At 71.2% G+C, this 16,301-nt stretch carries 12 protein-coding genes; 3 read left to right on the top strand and 9 right to left on the bottom strand.

Annotation, left to right across the window (positions count from 1 at the left end; translation table 11 throughout):
- Positions 1–93: 93 nt before the first annotated feature.
- Positions 94–1,035 (bottom strand): hypothetical protein, encoded by a 942-nt coding sequence (locus tag ACFSVL_RS45695; protein WP_378314294.1) that lies wholly within the window; start codon positions 1,033–1,035, stop codon positions 94–96.
- A gap of 93 nt (positions 1,036–1,128) precedes the next feature.
- On the opposite strand from ACFSVL_RS45695, the gene ACFSVL_RS45690 reads away from it, so the two are divergent.
- A complete protein-coding gene (locus ACFSVL_RS45690) occupies positions 1,129–2,595 on the top strand; it encodes a pentapeptide repeat-containing protein (protein ID WP_378314292.1) in 1,467 nt (488 codons plus the stop codon).
- Positions 2,596–2,835: 240 nt separating this feature from the next.
- Here ACFSVL_RS45690 and ACFSVL_RS45685 read toward each other — a convergent pair whose 3' ends face one another.
- From ACFSVL_RS45685 to ACFSVL_RS45655, 7 genes are all read right to left on the bottom strand, one after another.
- Positions 2,836–3,237: a siderophore-interacting protein gene (locus tag ACFSVL_RS45685; RefSeq protein WP_378314290.1), complete on the bottom strand. Its 402-nt coding sequence runs from the start codon at positions 3,235–3,237 to the stop codon at positions 2,836–2,838.
- Between the two features lie 85 nt (positions 3,238–3,322).
- Positions 3,323–4,834: an iron-siderophore ABC transporter substrate-binding protein gene (locus tag ACFSVL_RS45680; protein ID WP_378314288.1), complete on the bottom strand. Its 1,512-nt coding sequence runs from the start codon at positions 4,832–4,834 to the stop codon at positions 3,323–3,325.
- The gene (locus tag ACFSVL_RS45675; protein ID WP_378314286.1) at positions 4,828–5,862 is read right to left on the bottom strand and encodes a FecCD family ABC transporter permease; all 1,035 of its coding nucleotides are present in this window, start codon (positions 5,860–5,862) and stop codon (positions 4,828–4,830) included. Before ACFSVL_RS45675 ends, ACFSVL_RS45680 begins: the two co-directional genes overlap by 7 nt.
- Positions 5,859–6,896, bottom strand: a complete 1,038-nt coding sequence (locus ACFSVL_RS45670; protein ID WP_378314284.1) for a FecCD family ABC transporter permease — start codon at positions 6,894–6,896, stop codon at positions 5,859–5,861. Before ACFSVL_RS45670 ends, ACFSVL_RS45675 begins: the two co-directional genes overlap by 4 nt.
- Before the next feature lie 366 nt (positions 6,897–7,262).
- Entirely contained in the window at positions 7,263–9,023 is a 1,761-nt protein-coding gene (locus ACFSVL_RS45665) for an ABC transporter ATP-binding protein (protein WP_378314282.1), read from the bottom strand.
- Entirely contained in the window at positions 9,020–11,605 is a 2,586-nt protein-coding gene (locus tag ACFSVL_RS45660) for an ABC transporter ATP-binding protein/permease (RefSeq protein WP_378314280.1), read from the bottom strand. Before ACFSVL_RS45660 ends, ACFSVL_RS45665 begins: the two co-directional genes overlap by 4 nt.
- Positions 11,605–12,303 carry a TetR/AcrR family transcriptional regulator gene (locus ACFSVL_RS45655; protein WP_378314278.1) on the bottom strand — a complete coding sequence of 233 codons (699 nt, stop codon included), beginning with the start codon at positions 12,301–12,303 and terminating at the stop codon, positions 11,605–11,607. The genes ACFSVL_RS45660 and ACFSVL_RS45655 overlap by 1 nt, the downstream gene beginning before the upstream one ends.
- Positions 12,304–12,432: 129 nt before the next feature.
- Between ACFSVL_RS45655 and ACFSVL_RS45650 the strand changes: the two genes are divergently transcribed.
- Together ACFSVL_RS45650 and ACFSVL_RS45645 are read left to right on the top strand one after the other, a co-directional pair.
- A complete protein-coding gene (locus ACFSVL_RS45650) occupies positions 12,433–13,245 on the top strand; it encodes a class I SAM-dependent methyltransferase (RefSeq protein WP_378314277.1) in 813 nt (270 codons plus the stop codon).
- Positions 13,246–13,276: 31 nt separating this feature from the next.
- On the top strand, positions 13,277–14,041 hold the full coding sequence (locus ACFSVL_RS45645; protein ID WP_378314275.1) for a DUF6796 family protein: 765 nt from the start codon (positions 13,277–13,279) through the stop codon (positions 14,039–14,041).
- 91 nt (positions 14,042–14,132) lie between these two features.
- On the opposite strand, the gene ACFSVL_RS45640 is transcribed toward ACFSVL_RS45645, so the two are convergent.
- Positions 14,133–16,241, bottom strand: coding sequence for an HtaA domain-containing protein (locus tag ACFSVL_RS45640; RefSeq protein WP_378314274.1), 2,109 nt, complete (start codon positions 16,239–16,241; stop codon positions 14,133–14,135).
- Positions 16,242–16,301: the final 60 nt, after the last annotated feature.

The following is a 16,301-nucleotide window of genomic DNA, read 5'->3' as shown; positions in this document are numbered from 1 at the left end:
GTATGCAGACCGGACCACCTTACCGAGCCGGTGCACCAGCCGTCACTCTCCGCAAACTGGTGTGGCCGGGAGACATCACCGGCGCAGCCGCGTCTAACGGCTGGCACCGAGGTCCGCGGGCACGCTCAGCGCTTGGGCGACCGGGCCGCCGACCTCGCGTTTGGCGAGGTAGAAGCTGGCGTTGTGGGGGTGGGCACCGTTGTCGACGGTGTAGGTGGTTTCGAGGACCCCGTCGACACCGGGGAATCGCCGCTGAAGGTCGAGGTCAGCCGCTACGAGGTCATCGCGGTCGGCAACGTTGACCCAGCGCCGTACGAGCGGCGGCACGACCGGCGGTTGCGGACGGACGCGTTCGTAGACGATATTGCGCAGTCCGAGCGGCGATCCGAGCGTGACCAGCAAGGGCAACGGGCGGCCGAGGCGATGCGCGGCCTCGAACGCGACGACCGACCCGAGCGAGTGCCCTATCAAGACTTTGGTGTCCGGTCCGATCAGCGCGGCGACGCGTGCCTGAACCTGGGCCCGAAGGTCGTCGTCAGTGAGATAGCGGCTGACCTGGATGATCGCGGTGCGCAGGAGCTTTCCCGCGACAGCTTCCCCCAGCGCGGCCATCGGCCGGATGCGGCTGAGCGCGTTAAGGACGGGTCGCAGTCCGGCACCCAGACCTTGCGCGTCGACGAGGTCGCCGCGCGCCGCGTCCAACGCGTGCCGCACCCGTATCCGGTCCGCGTCCCGGCTGCCGCGCTCGGCGACTTCCTCTGCCCATTCGATGGCGAGCGCCGCGGCGAGGTCGGCGACCTCCGGAGGGAGTTCGTCGTTCTCTCCTTGCCGGTCAGCGGCGAGGAAGAGGTCGCCGTAGAACGCGACCCGTGTCTCAACGCGGCCGGGCCGAACGTCGCGCCAGACAAGGTCAGCAAAGTCCGGGCGACCCGCGATGCGGATACCGCCGGACAGGTTGGGCAGGTATTCGGCCTCCAAGGTGTCCGCCGATTTCTGCTGCTGCCCGATGCCGTGCACCAGAACGATCTCGGCCACCGTCTCCCCTTCGTCGACCGATGGCACGTGAGCAACCACGCACCGTGCGCGTCAAGCTTGCCCAAGCACGGCGAGCTGAGCAAGGTAGAGATCATGCCGGGAAGACTGCTGCTGGTGATCGGCTCCAACTGGGGTGCCCGCCCCGCGTTGTCGTTCCTTCCGGACGCCGCCCGCGACCTGCATGACCAGCTGCTGCATCCGGAACCGGGCCAGTGCACTCCCGCGCCTGCAGGCTCTCTCGTGCTCGATCCGACCGCCGACGAACTGGACCAGGCGGTCAACGACGCCTTCGCCGCCGCGTCCGCGCACGAGGCGACGTTGGTGCTGGCCTTCACCGGCCACGGCGTGACCAGCGGCGGCGACTACTACCCGCTCGCCGCGGACTCGCCGGAGGAGCCGGACTCGCGCACTGCTTTTCTCCTCGGCCAGCGGATCAAGGAGCTTCTGCGCAAGCACCCGGGAGTCGACGGGCTCATCCTGCTCCTGGACACCTGCGAGTCCGGCCGCGCCGCCGAGGCGGCAGGCAGAAGCTGGATCGAGTTGCTGACCCGTGCCGAGCGGCGCTTCGAACTCCTCACCGCGACCGGGCAAGGACCGGTGGAATGGCTCTTCGCAGTTCCCCTTGCCGAACAAGCCGTCGGTCCGCAACGGCCGGACATGTCGAGCGCCGAGTGGCTGACCGCGGTCAACAACGCCCGGTCTTCGCTCCTCACCGGGCTGAACGTGGGCGCGGGCATCGCCACGGCCGGGCTGGCTTTCCTGCGCTACTCGCTCGACCGGCAAAAGCAGCGCCTGGACGAAGACAAGCACGTCGTCAGCCAGTTCGACTCCGCATGGAGCAGGCTGGGCTCGGACGACCCGGCCGTCCGCGCCAACGCCGTGCGCACGCTCGCCAGGCTGATGACCGACTTCGAGCGAGACCGCCCGAGCGTTATCCGCTCAATCTGCGATCTCCTTCGCCAACGCGCGACCGGGACCACCGAAGGCACCCGCCCCGACGCGGACATCGTCGCCGCCGTCGACGCTCTCCGCGAACGCCCGGACAACGGGCAGAAAGACCCGCTGGACCTCGCCGGCGTGAAGCTGGCCGGCGCCGACCTGACCGGCGCGAACCTCCGGGAGGCCATTTGGGACGAGGGCACAGTCTTGTGGCGTGCGAAACTAACCAGCGCGGACCTCACCGGCGCGACGCTCGCTCTCGTCGATCTGCGCGACGCAGTGCTCAACTCGGCGAAGCTGGAGAACGCCGTGCTGGACGGGGCCAAACTGCCGAACGCACGCCTCGCCGACGCGATCGCCACCGGCGCGTCCTTCGCCGGAGAAGCAGACCTGCGTGGAGCCGACCTCTCCCGAGCCGACTTCCGCAATGCCAACCTCAGCCGTGCCCGCCTGCGCGGAGCAACCCTGGACCGTACCGACCTGACCGGAGCAGACCTCACCGAAACTGATCTGACCGGGACGGACCTCAGCACCGCTCTCGGCCTCACCACCGCCGCGCTCAAGAACGCAGCGGTGGATATGTCGACCATTCTGCCGCCAGAACTGCGCGGGCGGCTCTGAACCGCGTCAAGCGCGCACTCCATCAGCCATTCTCTGCTTTTCTGCGTCGAATCCGCGCGACAACCGACTAACCCGGCCGAATGGGTGAACCCGGTCGCCCCGACCGCAGAGTCGCCGAGCAGGACAATCAGCGCCTACGCATCACAACCCGCCGCCGTTTTCGCGCACTCGTCGGCGAAAAATGGACCAGCAGGTGCATCAGATGGCAGCCGATCTTCTCCCGCGACGCACCAACGGCATTCATGCTCCTGACTGACGCCGAGTCGCAACAGCGGTTGCGGAGCCGCAGTCGTGCACAGTGATGTCCAGGTCTAGTTCTCCCGCCTCGGAGTCGTACCGGCGGACGGCGTACTCGAGCGACATCGTCAGCGGCTGAGGCCAGCGCAGCAGGTCGCTGTCGGGCACCGGCAGCCGCGGTTGCTTGCCCGCCTCCGGGAAGAGGAGCTTCACGTGCTCGTCCGGCGCGTGCGATTCGAAGCCCGCCATCCCCGGGCCGCCCAGGGTGCCGGGCAGCAGGCCGGACCCGATCGGTCCGGTGCGCAGCACCTCGGCCTCCCGGGTCCGGATCGGGCGCGGCGCGGTCCCCGAACGGACCTCGGCGATGCGCTCGCGGTGGCGGCGGCGCTGGTCGGCGCGGTTCACGCGGCCGCCTCCCCGGCGTGCGGACCGGCGGCGGAGCCGATCCGGTTCGGTGCGGCGATGCGATTCATCCGGTGCTCCCCTGGTCCTATTTCCGGCTCGCGTCGGAAAGCTTCGGGGTCAGCTGGCCCAGCGCCCATTCCAGGCTCACCGACGAAGGAAATGCGATCGCCTGGGCCAGCGCCGGCTGCAGCGGCAGATACGCTCCCCGCTTCACCGCGGACAGGTCGGTGAAGCCCGGCGTCGCCTGCGCGAGCTTCAGCGAACCCGGCGAGCCGGTGGCCAGCAGCAGGTTCGCGTCGAGCTTCGACACGTTCTCCCAGCTGACCATCGTGCGGCCGGGAATCGAGGAGTCCGGCATCGAGCGCACCGCCGGGCTCAGCGAGAGGCCGAGCTGGTCGAGGAACTGCGCCGAGACGTCCGCGGTGGAGTTCACCGCGTGCACCCCGCCCGCCTGCGGGGTGACCAGGAAGTTGTACGTCTTCCGGGACAATTCGGGGTGGGCCTTTTTCGCAGCGGCGATGTCGGCGGTCGTCTTCGCGATCTCCTGGTCCGCCTGGGCGCTCCTGCCCAGCGCCTTGGCGATGCCGCGCGTCGCCTCCTGCCAGGAATCGCTGTTGGGCGCCTTGGCGTAGGTGACGACCGGGGCGATCTGCGACAGCTGCTGGTAGCTCTCGCCGAGGTTGTAGTCCTTCGTCGCCAGGATCAGGTCCGGTTTGAGCGCCGCCACCTGGTCGATCGGGTCCCCGCTGTCGACGGAAAACAGCTTCGGGGAGTTCGCGCCGAGCAGCGGCTTCGTCCACGGTTCGATCCCGCCGTCCGCGGTGGCCACCTTCGCCATGCCGACCGGGGCGACGCCGAGCGACAGCGCGATGTCCGCCGACGTCCAGTCCATCGCCACGACCCGCTTCGGCGCGGACGGCACCTGCGCGGCGCCGAACTTGCCCGGCACCCTCACCGGGAATCCGGCCGACGCGGGCTGCGCTGTGTCCGCGGAATTGTTGGTGCACGCCGAAAGCGCCACGGTCAGCGCGCACGCCAGCGCGAACGGAATCGTCTTGTTCAGTTTTACGGTTCGCTCTTTCTCTTCGAGGCTCGTTCGTGCAGCACTACCGGGATCAGGCCGAGCAGCACGACCAGCCCCAGCAGGACCGAGGCGCGCAGCAGGATCACCGCGGTCACCACGAGCGCGCTGGCGGACGTCCACACGGCCGCGTTCACCATGCCGACCCGTCCGGCGTCCGAGGTCGCCGTGGACAGCAGCACCCCCGCTGCGCGTCCCGGCCCGGTCGAAGCCGCGGGTGTCGAGAACCCGGCGGGTCAGCCGTATCCGCAGCTCGTGCCCCGCGCCCTGGGTGGCGTGCCTGGCCAGCCTTCCGCCCAGCCGCATGGACGCGGTCAGCACGGCGAACAGCACGAGTGTCCACAGCAGACCGGACCCGCTGCCGGGCGCGATCGCGTGGTCCACGATCAGCCCGATCATCAGAGGGACGGCCGCCTCGCACCGCTGGTGCACCGCGGCCAGCATCGCTGCGGGTGCCAGCTGCCGGGCCTGGCCGCGGATCGCGCGGCGGATCAGCTCCCGAGGTTCGTTCACCACTTCCCCGTTCTCCATCGTCGGCTGAGCAGCCAGCCGAGATAGACCCCGCCGACCGCTGCGGTCGCCACGCCGGTCGGCAGCTCGGCCGGGAACGCCTGCCGCGCCAGCGCGTCGCCGGCCACCAGGATCAGCGCTCCGGTCAGCGCCGCGGTTCCGGTGCCGACGCCGGGCTCGCGGGTCAGCCTCCGGGCCAGCTGCGGAGCCGCGAGCGCGACGAACGAGATCGGCCCGGCGGTCGCGGTCGCCGCGGCCGCCAGCGCGACGCCGACCGCCAGCGCGCCCAGCCGGGCCGTCACCGGGCGGACGCCGAGCGCCGTCGCGGCATCGTCGCCCAGCTCCAGCACCGCGAGCTGGCGGCCGAACCCGGCCAGCAGCGGCAGCAGCACCGCGACCGCGGCCAGTGCCGGCCATACGTGCTCCCAGCCGCGGCCGTTGAGACTGCCGGTCAGCCAGACCTGGGCGGCCATCGCGGATTCCAGGTTCGCCCTGGTCAGCATGAAATGCGTGAGCACCTGAAGCATGGCGTTGACCGCGATGCCGACCAGCACGAGCTGGTACCCGCGCGCCTGGCGGCGCACGGTGAGGCCGTACACCACCGCGCCGGTCGCCAGCCCTCCGGCCAGCGCCCCGCCCGCGATCGCGGCCATCCCGCCGCCCAGCACAGTCAGCACGAACACCGCGCCCGCCGCCGAGCCGCTGGTGAACCCGATCAGGTCCGGACTGCCCAGCGGGTTGCGCGTCAGGTTCTGGAACGCCGCGCCGCTCGCGCCGAGGGCCACGCCGACCAGCACCGCGCACAGCAGCCGGGGCACCGCGAGCCGGTATAGCAGGAACTCGTCCGAGCGGTCGCCGTGCCCGGCCAGCGTCCGCAGCACGTCGGCCGGGCCCAGCTCCCCGGTGAGCGCGAGCGAACCGAGGGCCGCAACCGCCAGCGCGACCGCCAGCACCCCGGCCACCACGCACGCCCGCCGTCGCACCCGCACGGAAATCCGGTCCCCGCCGAGCCGCAGCGCCGCCAGCCCGGTCACGCCGCCGCCCTCTTCCGCAGCACCAGCCCGATGAACACCGGCGCGCCGAGGAACGCCACGACCAATCCGACCTGCAGTTCGCCGGGCGGCGCGACGACACGGCCGAGCACGTCCGCGGCCAGCAGCAGCACCGGGGACAGCACCGCCGAATACGGCAACAGCCACCGGTGGTCCGGGCCGACCAGCGCCCGCGCGATGCAGGGCATCGCCAGCCCGATGAAGACGAGCGGCCCGGCGGCGGCCGTCGCGGCCCCGCACAGCAGGGTGATCGCCAGCGCGCCGAGGACACGGGTGCGGCCGAGGTGCACGCCCAGCGCCCGGCCGGCGTCGTCGCCGAGGACGATCGCGTTGAGCGACCGGGCCAGCGCGAGCGCCAGCACCGCACCGGCGGCCAGGAACGGCAGCAGCCGGGCGAGCACCCCGAGATCACGGCCGGCCAACGACCCCAGCTGCCAGAACCGGTACTGGTCGAAGACCTGCGGGGACAGCAGCAGCATCGTCTGCACGAACGCCGTCAGCGCCGCCGCGACCGCGGTGCCCGCCAGCACCAGCCGCACCGGCGTCGCTCCCCCGCGCCCGCCCGAGCCGATCAGGTAGACCACCACCGAGGCGACCGCCGCGCCTGCCAGGCCGCACCACACGTACTGGCCGGGGGAACCGAGGCCGAAAAAGCCGATGCCGGCCACGATCGCCGCCGCGGCTCCGGAGTTGATCCCGAGCAGGCCCGGATCCGCCAGCGGATTGCGCGTCAGCCCCTGCATCAGGACCCCGGCCAGTCCGAGCGCCGCGCCGACGCAGACACCGAGCAGCGTGCGCGGCAGTCGCAGGCTGCGCACGACCACGTCGTCGGCACTTCCGCCGTGGTGCGCCAGCGCGTCGAATACGGTGCCGAGCCCGATCGGTTTCGCCCCCACCGCGAGGCTGAGCAAGGCCATTGCCGCCAGCGCCGCGACTCCGAGCAGCAGCCCGCCGGTCCGCAGTGCACGGCGGTGCCGCACTGTCCGCTCCATCGCTTCCGCTCGCACTGCCGTCATCGGCCAGACCATTGCAGAGGAACCGACCATAGGCAAGGCTTGCCTAACGTGATCCTGATCAGGTCGCGGCCCCGGCCGAAATCCACGGATTCGCTTGCCCAGCAGGGAAATGTCCGATAGCTCCCGAGTCGATGTCTCGCAGCCTTCGACACTCGCCGCCGAACCCCGCCGCGTCCCCACCGGCCGCGCCCGGCCCGCAACCGCTGCCCGAGGACGGCCGCACTGGCACGGCAACGCCCGTGCCAGTGCGGTCGGCCTCGTGGCCGAACAGCACGATCCCGGAGACACGAGCCGTTCGGCCGCTCCCTCGAATCCGAATGCGGATTCCGGCGGGAGCCGGGCAGCGCAGCCGGGGAGGCGGGCCGGCTAGTTCGGCGGCGAGGAAGGCGCGGCGGCGATGCGCCAGTGCGCGCGAGCGAGCTGCTGCTGCCAGAACTCCGCGAATCTTCCCTGCCTGGCCAGCAGTTCGTCGACTGTGCCGTCCTCGACGACGCGTCCGTCCTCAAGGAACACCACACGATCCGCGTACCGCATAGCCGCGACTCGGTGCGTGACAAGAACTCGCGTCCGCGGAACCGGGTCAGTGCTCAGCGCGCGGACGACCGCGGCTTCGTTCTCCGTGTCGAGCGCGCTGGTCGCTTCGTCCACCAGCAGCAGCGGTGCCGGTTTGAGCAGAGCACGGGCGATCGAGACTCGTTGCCGCTCTCCGCCGGACAGCGCGGCGCCGGCTTCGCCGACCGACGTGCGGTCGCCGTCGGGCAGACGAGCCAGCACCTCGTCCACCCGGGACAGCACGACCGCTTCGGCGATCCGGCTCTCGTCCGCGGCGGGGTCACCGGCCAGGATGTTCTCCCGCACGGTGCCCTCGAACAGATAAGGCTGCTGGAACACGAAACTGACCAGCGCGCGGCGGTCCTCGTCGGACAACGCGGCGACATCGGCGCCGTCGACCAGCACCTGTCCCTCAGCAGGCTCCCGCAACCCGGCGAGCAGCGCGAGCACGGTGCTCTTGCCCGAACCGGACGGTCCGACGATCGCGGTGGTCGTCCCTGGTTCGAGGGAGAGGTCGAAACGGTCGAGCACGGTTTCGGCGTCCGGCGAGTAGCGGAAGCTGACCGACGCCAGCCGGACCCGGGCCCCGCCGGGCGTTTCCGGTGGCTTCGGTGCCGTACCGGACCGGGCGGACGGCGCGGTGAGCACGGTCGTGATCCGGCCGAGGGCCAGCGCGGCGTTTTCCAGACCGGGAGCGAGATCGGCGAGCGCGGCGAACGGTTCCAGGTAGCGCGCGATGACGACGATGAGCGCGATCGTCTCGGGCGCGCTCAGGCCTCCGCGGACGGCGAGCAGCACGGTCACCCCGGCGAGCAGGATCAGCGCGCATTGCGTAGCCACGCTGAACAAGATCTGCCCGGGGATCTGCATGCGCAGCACCCGGAGCGTCGCGCTGTGCTGCGCGGCGAGCGCGGCGCCGGCGTGACTGCGCGCGGGCTCCGCGCGACGGGCGGCCCGCAACGCCTGCTGGGTGCGCGCGAACTCGACGATGCGCTCGGCGAAAGCGGTGTTGGCCTCCTCGGCGGCACGGTCGGCTCGGCGCGCGACGCGGCCGCTCGCCCACCAGGCCCCGAGCAGCATCGGAACGCCCGCCAGCGCGGCCGCGCCGAGCGGCCAGGCGATCGGCAGCAGAGCGAGCCCGAGCGCGATCGGCAACAAGACCGCACCGGCCAGCGGCGTCACCAGATATCCGATCAGCCCGACCAGATCCGGCCCGGTGGCGGCGATCGCCTGCCGCGCGGTCGCGGTGGTGTCCGGACCGAACCAGGACATCCGCACCCTGGCGAGATGGTCGGCGACCTGATGCTGGGCGTCGTCCAGCACGGCGAAACCGAGTTCGAAACCCAGCCGGTGGACCACCGCGTCGAGCACCCATCCGGCCGCGGTGACGGCGGTGAGGGCGGCCAGCCACGGTGCCGCGGCCGCGGGTTCGGGCCCGAACAGAGCGGCGACCAACGGGACGAGGAGCACGGAACCGGCGGCGCGCAGCAGGACTGACCCGATCGTCAGCGCGGCGTACCGGCGCAGACGGGGACGGGATCCGGCAGGGATCAGGTCCAGCAGAGTACGGATCACCGGGCTTCCTCCGTAGCCGTCGTCACCGGGGTACCGGCCGCCCGCCACAGCTGCGCGTAACGGCCTTCCGCGGCCAAAAGCTCCTCATGCGTCCCGGTCTCCGCGATCCGGCCGTCGTCGAGCACCACGATGCGGTCGGCTCCCGAGACAGTGTGCAGCCGGTGCGCGATGACCAGCACGGTCCGGCCCGCGGTGAGCCGGTCGAGTGCCTGCTGGACGAGATACTCCGACTCCGGGTCGGCGAACGCGGTCGCTTCGTCCAGCACCAGGACCGGCGGATCGGCCAGCAGCGCGCGAGCGATCGTGAGCCGCTGGCATTCGCCGCCGGACAGCTGTGCCCCGGCGCCGAGCACGGTGCGGTACCCCGCTGGCAGCCGGGTGATCCGGTCGTGGATCTGCGCGGCCCGGGCCGCCGCCTCGATCTGTTCCTCGGTCGCCTCCGGTGCCGCGAGTGCGATGTTGTCGCGGACCGACGCGTGCACGAGCTGCGTTTCCTGCAGCACGAAGCCGATCCGGCGGTACAGCTCGTCCGAGGACAGGCTTCGCAGGTCGCGGCCGTCGACCCGAATCGCGCCCGCCGTCACGTCGTGAAACCGCGCGACGAGCGCGGCAAGGGTCGACTTGCCCGAGCCGGACGGGCCGACCAGTGCGGTCACCGTGCCGGGAGCGAGGCGCAGGCACACGTCTCGCAGCACCGGAACCCCTGCGCGGTAACCGAAATCCACGTGGTCCAGCTCCACCGTGCCCGGCGCGGACCCGGCGACCGCGGGCAGATCGCGCACGTCCAGTTCCGGTTCGTCGAGCACGACCTGGATCCGGCGCGCGGCGAGCACCCCGTCTCGGATGCCGGAGAGTCCATAGCCGATGCCCAGCAGCCGCGCGCCGAACGTGGTGCCCAGCAACAGGAACGGCACGAGCGTCGCGGGCTCGGCGCCGCCCAGCACCAGCGCGGTGCCGACCGCCGCGATCAGCAGCAGGAAAGTGGCCGGCCGGGTGGCGAAGTCCAGCAGTGTCTTCTTGCCGACGAACGGGCGCTGCCAGGCACCGAGGAAGGACACGTACTCGTCCAGCCTGCGGCGGAACGCCGAGGCCGCCGCCCCGCCGAACACCCGGACCACCGGCTGGCCCTCCAGATAGCCCGCCGCTTCCCCGGCCATCCGTTCGGCCCACCGCTGGGCCTGCCCGGTCTTGCTGCCCGACTGCACCAGCATCACCGCGGTCGTCACGACGTAGACGAGGATCGGGCCGAGCAGCACCAGCGCGAGCCGCCAGTCCACCGAGAACAGGTAGCCGAGCACAGCCAGCGGCGCGACCACCGCGGCCACGGCGTCCGGGACCGCGTGCGTCACCAGCTGGTGCAGCGCTAGGGTGTCGCCCTGCACCAGTTTGCCGACCGCCCCGGAACCGCGCGCGGAGAACCAGCCCAGCGGCAGCCGCGCGAGCTTGCCGAGCAGCCGCTGCCGCAGTTCCCGCGCGAACCGGGCGTCGACCGCGTGCAGCCAGCCCATCAGCGCCGATTCCAGCAGCGCACCGACTGCCAGCAAGACGACCGCCAGTATTCCGACCGTCCACAGCCGTTCCGGCGCGGCGTGCGCGAGCACCAGCCGCGCCAGCTCCGCCAGCAGCACGAACGGCGCGAGCCGCAGCAGCGTGACCACAGCCTGCACGATCCCGGCGAAGATCAGGGTGTGGCGCAGCGGGGCGAGCAGCCGCCCGGCCGCCTGCGCTTGCCATCGCCCGCGCACCTGAGTCCGTTGTGGACTTTCCGGTTTCTGGTCCTCCCGGGAGGCTGGTTCTGCTTGCGGTGCCGCGGTTTCCGGCTGATCTCCGTCCTTTCCGGACCGGAACGTTCCCATCGCGCGGCCGTAGTACCAGTACGCCCGGCCGTGCACCTCCGCCTTCGGGAACCCGAACGCCTCCCGCAACCTCGTGCGCGCGTGCTTCAGCGTGCCCGATTCGGTGGCTAGCCAGGCATGCCAGTCCGACCAGTCGCGTGCTTCGACGGCGTGGGCGAGCGTCGTGGCGTCCCGGCGCGGGACCCAGTGCACGCGCAGCATCGGGTGCTCTCCCAGCGGGATCAGCAGGTCGTCGCCGGTGTGCTGTTCGAGGTACAGCTCGACCGGAAGATCAGCCGGGAGCACCGCGAGAATGCTGTTGACCGCGGGGATCGACGCGGCGTCGCCGAGCAGCAGGTATCCGGCGGGCCGGTCCGCGGGCACCTCGAACCGCGTCGAACCGAGCGACACCACCGGGACCGTCGTGCCCGGCCGGGCCCGGCGCGCCCACTGCGAGGCCGGTCCGGCCGGTTCGTGCAGCACCACGTCGACCGCGAAGGTCCCGGCCGCCGGATCCGCCTCGGACAGCGTGTAGGCGCGCTGGTGCTCGGCCGGTCCGCCGCCGGGGTCCGGGAACCAGAACCGCAGCCACGCGGTCGGCTCGGCGGTCACGTCCTCGAACAACGTCGGCGAGGAGAACCGGATCCGCACGAAATGCGGCGCGAGTTCCTCGGTGCCGAGCACGGTCGCCTCGTGGTCGCGCGCGCCGAACCCGCGCAGCACCGCGCCCTGGAAACCTCTGGCCATCAGTTCTCCCCGATCCCGGCCAGTTCGGCCACCATCTCCGCCACCGGACGCCCCGGCGGGCACTCCGCCACCAGACCGCGGATCGACGCGGTGAGCAGCAGCCGCACGTACTCCGGCCGCGACGGCCGGGGCAGCATCGCGTGCGCGGGACCCAGCTGGTCGTCCCGCGACAGCCGCTGCCACACCGCAGCGCGTTCCCGCTCCAGTCCGGCGCCGTCCGCGGTCTCGGCCGCGATGCTGTTTTCCTCCGAGGCCGCCATCGCGATCGTCAGCGAAGCGACCGCACTGCTGAGCACGATCGCCGCGTCCGCCGCGTAACCGCGCCGCCCCAGCGCCTCGACCTCCGCAGCGAGCAGGCGCTGCCCGCCGTCCCCTCGCGGGAACAGCACCTGCAGGTAGCCGGCGAGGCCCGGATGGTCGAGCACGAACTCGCGCAGCCGCATCGCGAACGACACCAGGTGCGCCTCCGTGCCGTGCGCCGGATCGTCGGGCAGCCGCAGCTGCGCCAGGATGTCCTCGCCGACCAGCCGCTCCAGCCCCCACCGGCCGTCGACGTGCCGGTAAAGCGCGGTCGCGGTGACCCCCAGCCGCACCGCGACCGCCTTCACGCTCAACCGGCGCATCCCGAGTTCGCGGCCCGCCGCCAGGATGTCCGGCACCGCGATCCGGGCGGGCCGTCCGCCTGCCGATGCCGCCATTCGCTCTCCTCGGACCCCGGGGTTAGTTACCCGGTAAAACTAAGGGTCGGCTAACCTTGCGTCAAGACCGTTGACGCAGCCGCGCCGCAGAAGTTAGGTTGCCCTAACTAGCGGAGCAAGGGGGCGGCAATGGGACCACCGGTGGAACTGGGCGAGGTACAGGAAACTCTCCTGATTCCGTTGTACGGACGTGCTTTGGACGCGAAAAAGCGCCATCCGGTGCTGGGCGACGCGAAGGCGGCCGAACTGGTCGAGCGCATCGACTACGACTTCGCGAAGTTCCGGGGCCCCGCGCTGTCCGGATCGGTGCTGCGGAGCGCGATCTTCGACGGCTGGGTCCGGCGGTTCCTGTCCGCGCATCCGGCCGGGACGGTCGTCGAACTGGGCACCGGCCTCAACACCCGTGCGCAGCGGCTCGGCACCGACCGGATGCACTGGTTCGATCTCGACCTGCCGGACACCGTCGCGATGCGCCGGCAGTTCTTCCCCGACTCCGACCGGGTCACGACCATTTCCGCTTCGGTGCTCGACCCGGAGTGGCTCGACCAGGTCGCCGACACAGCGGGCCCGCACTTCTTCGTGAGCGAGGCGGTGCTGCTGTACCTCGCCGAGGACCAGGTGCGCGAGGTGGTCCGCCGGCTCGCCGACCGGTTCCCCGGCAGCGGATTCGCTTTCGACACCGGCGGTCGCGCGATGCTGCGCAACCAGGACCGCAACCCCGTTTTCAAGACGCTCACCGCCCGGATGCGGTGGGAATGCGACGATCCGCGCCGGCTGGAGGAATGGGGCCTCCGGCTGGAGGAGAGCCGCACTTTCGCGACGCCGCAACCGGAACTGGCGCGCACCTGGCCCGCGCGCTACCGGTACGGCCTGCCGCTGCTCGCGCGGCTCGTGCCGCCGCTGATGAACGCCTACCGGATCAATCTCTTCACCCTGGGCTGACTTCCCGCCCCTGAACCGAAAGAAGGCCGCGATGGCATCCCTTCGTCCCCGGAAACGGGCGGCCCGGCACACCCGGCTCGTCCGCTGGGCCGGACTGTCCGGCGTCGCCGGATCCGCGCTGTACGCGCTCGGCGACGTGCTCTTGCTCGGCTCGAAAGTCGAACCCGACCGGCATCCGATCCTCGCCGAACCCGAGGTGGACACCAAGGTCGGCGCGATGCTGCCGGCCTCCACGACGCGGCTCACCGCCGGCGCGCTCAGCGGCGTGTTCGGCTCGCCGCTGTATCTCGCCGCCGCGTGGCATCTCTACCAAGGTCTCGCACCGGCCGGCCGCGCCCGCGCCTTCGCACCGGCGGCGGTGCTGGCCGCGGCCTGGACGACCCCGGCGTTCATCCACGGCACCTTCTTCCATTGGGCCGAGGCGTACAAGGCGGCCGAGGACCTGGCCCCGGTGAGCGAACCGGCCAAGCGGCGGATGCTGGACCAGGCCGCCGCGTTCGGCCGTGCCATCGGCATCGTCTACTGGCCGTTCGGAATCGCGACGGTGGCCGCGTCCGCCCTCGCCGCCGCCGCGGTGGCCACCGGCCGCACTGCCTATCCGCGCTGGTCCGCGCCGTTCGTCGCACCGGCCCTGCCGATCGCGGTCGCGAGCGCGGTCACGGGCGCGCATTTGCCGCCGGGGCGGGCGAAGCACCTGCTGCAGGGAGCCGGGATCAGCCTCGGGCACCTCGCCAGCTACGGCCTGAGCACCGTGCTGCTGTGGTCCGGAAAGCGGCTGATCGCTCCCCGCGACTAACCGCCCCCGTCCCAAGGTCCGTGAGGGCCGCCCTGAGGGAATCTGATTCCCTCAGGGTGGCCCTCACGCGCTTTCAACGCGGGGCTGGCGCTTAGGTATTCGCTTTGCGCCGGGTCTGTGCGACGAACACCAGCGCGGCACCGCCGAGCAGCAGCGACAAGCCCAGATACAGCGGCGGCCAGGCGTCCGCCCCGGTGGAAGCCAGCGCTCCTGTGTCGCTTTCAGGGCGGAATTTCAGCGGCGGCACCAGGTCCTGGCCGGAACCGCCGCCGGCGCCGCCCGTGCCGGAAGCGTCGCCGCCGAGATGGGGCGAAGCGGCGCACGAAGCCGCGATGCCGACCGCCGCCGGGTCCAGTTCGGCACCGGTCTGGTAGAACCCGGCGAACGCGTCCGAGCTGGCCAGCTTCGCGCCGATTCCGCTGACGAGCAGGGTTCCTTCCCCTGACTGGCGCTGCGCGCCCGACAGGGTCAGGTTCGCCAACGTCGTCTGCGGCAGGTCCACCGACGAGGCGGGCGCGCCGGGCTGCGCGACGAGCCGGACGTCCGCCTTGAGCACGCCGGTCTCCCCGGACACGGTGACCGCCGGGTTGGCGAGGATCATCGTGAAGAAATGCGCCGGGTAGGCGAACGTGACTTTGCCTTGGTACTGCACGGAAAAGTCGGACGGTGACGCGTAGCGGACGGTCTTCGCCGGGAACCGGTAGGCGCCGGTGGGGATTCCGTCCGGGTCCGGCACGCCGTTGGCGACAGCCCGGTCGGTGCCGGTGATCTCCGCACCGTCTCCGGTGGTGATGCTGTTGCCCTTCGCCGGGCCACCGGTCAGGCTGGTGCCGACGTATTCCCGGAAGCTCTTCTTGAAGCCCCACAGCAGATCGCCCTTGGCCGCGTTCTGCGGGGTCAACGTGCAGCCCTCGGCGGGCGGCGGCACGTTCCGCGCGGCCACCGTGATGTTCGCCGTCGCCGAGGCTTTCGACACCGATCCGGCCGCGGCGACCGAGTACTCGCCGGGAGCCAGTTCCTCGGGCACCGCCACGGCGGCGGTGAAGCCGCCGGAGGCATCCGCCTTCGCGCTGCCGGCCGGTTGCCCGCGCAGGCTGAGGGCCACGTCTTCGCCCGCGGTGAAATCAGTGCCGGTCACCTGCACGGACCCGCCCTGCACGACCGACGCCGGAGCCACCGTGATGGCCGGGGCTGCCGGACCGGCCTTTCCGGGGAAAACGATGTCGCCGTTATCCAGTTCAGCACCTGCGTTGTAGAACCCGTTGAAGGAAGCGGCTCCCGCGTCGGTGAGCGTGGCCTTGACGATTTTCGCGACCGCCGTGTCCGCGGTCTGCGCGGCGGGTCCGCTGACGTCGAGGCTCGCGACGACCGCCTTCGTCGGCGGCTGTACCTTCTCCGGTTTGTCCTGGGTGCCGTAGAACTTGTAGTTCACCGTCATGCCGAGGGTCGCCTTGCCCGATCCGGTGAAGGTGACCACCGGATCGGCGAGCCCGATGTCCCAGATGAAATGCGCTGGCATCGCGAAGTGCACCGCGCCGCGGTAACGAACCGTTCCGGTGCCCGTCGACGCGTCGTAATCGGCGCTTTCGAGCGGCCACACGTACGGCTTCGGATCGGAGAACTTGTCGCTCGGGTCGATGATCGCGCCGTCCTGCGGCGTCGTGGTCCCGGCGAAGTTCTTGAGGTAGTTGCGCCAGGAAAGCTTGAATCCCCAATAGAGACCGGGTTTTCCGTCGCCGGTGGGCGGCGGCGGGTCGACGGTGCCGCGGAACCGGATCGGCGTCGCGGTGTCGAAAGAGGTGTCGTCGCCGCGCCAAGCGAAGGTGTAGACCGAGAACGGCTCCGCAGCCGCGTCGTGTTTGCGGCCGTCGCTGCCGTCGTAGACAGCTTTCACTTTGGCTTTGTACGAAAAGGACCCGTCGTCGCCGAGCGGGACCTGGTTGCCGACGGCGCCCTTCTTGACCAGCCGGGCGAGCTGGTAACCGTTCGCCGTGCCCGGGTCCTTCAAGGTGGACAGTGCCGGGCCGATGCGCAGGCCGTAACCGTTGCCGCCGTTGCCGTCCGGGCGGAAACCGGTGCCCTTGATGGTGATTTCCGTGCTGCCGTCGGGCGCCAAATCGGTTGACGGCGTGACGGTCACCGAGGGCCCGGCGTCCGCACCGGCGATTCCGACAGTGCCGGTCGCCAGAACCAGAGCCACGCTCACGGTGAGCGTCAGGGTCCGGCGGAGCCACCGTCTCGCACCGGGTCTGTTCTTCTT

Source organism: Amycolatopsis silviterrae, assembly GCF_042684085.1.
GTDB lineage: Bacteria > Actinomycetota > Actinomycetes > Mycobacteriales > Pseudonocardiaceae > Amycolatopsis > Amycolatopsis silviterrae.
Note: the sequence above shows the minus strand (reverse complement) of the source record. Positions and strands in the feature narration are given on the sequence as shown.